The organism is Neisseria sp. P0009.S007, assembly GCF_051962515.1.
Window position 1 is genome coordinate 1 of record NZ_JBQCVF010000685.1, and the last position, 875, is coordinate 875.

At 57.7% G+C, this 875-nt stretch carries 2 protein-coding genes; both read left to right on the forward strand.

The features are described 5' to 3' along the window. On the forward strand, positions 1-498 hold a 498-nt coding region (locus ACTHS3_RS15665), incomplete at its 5' end, for an ABC transporter ATP-binding protein (RefSeq protein WP_440368462.1). Positions 499-567: 69 nt separating this feature from the next. Further along, positions 568-875: plastocyanin/azurin family copper-binding protein (locus tag ACTHS3_RS15670; protein ID WP_440368464.1), on the forward strand; the 308-nt coding region annotated here is incomplete at its 3' end.

The window sequence follows — 875 nt, forward strand, 5'->3', positions numbered from 1 at the left end:
ACCGCGCTGGAAGTCGTGTTGCTCGGCCGCATGGACGCGCTGCACATGCACGTCGGCGACGAACTGCTGCACGAAGCCGCAAGTATCATGGCGGAGCTGGGTATCGGCCATCTGGCGCACCGCGACGTCATGCGGCTTTCCGGCGGACAGCGGCAGCTCGTGATGTTTGCCCAAGTCATGCTGCGCCGCCCCGAAATCCTGATGCTGGACGAACCGGTCAGCGCGCTGGATATGCACCATCAGCTCAATCTTTTGGAGCGCGTGGTGCAATACACGCACGAACACAATCTGGTTACGCTGATGGTGTTGCACGATTTGAGCCTCGCCGCGCAGTTTTCAGACGGCGTGATTCTGCTTGGTGAAGGCAAAGTACAGGCGCAGGGCGCGCCGCAGGACGTGTTGCAGGCGGACATGATAGGCAGGCTGTATAAAGTGGACATCGAGCTTTTGTACGACAGCAAAGGCCTGCCCGTTATCCGCCCGATGCGGCAATCCTAGCTGGGAATCTGCCACCAAGAAACCAGCCCCAGCAATCATTTTATACTCTTCACAAAAAGGACTTTCTCCATGAAAAAAACCCTCTTCCTCCTGATGCTGACCGCGTCCCTTAGCGCATACGCCGCCAACCACGAAGTCAAAATGCTCGACAACGGCAAAGACGGCAGCATGGTGTTCGAGCCCGGCTACGTCAACGCCAAAGTCGGCGACACTGTTACCTTCAAAGCCGCCAACAGCGGCCACTGGGTGCAAAGCAAAGCCCTGCCCGACGGCGTTGCCGACTTCCTCTCTGAAGACGGCAAAGACTTCACGCTCAAGCTCGACAAAGAAGGCGTGTATGTCTATACCTGCCCGCCGCACCGCATGATGAACATGAG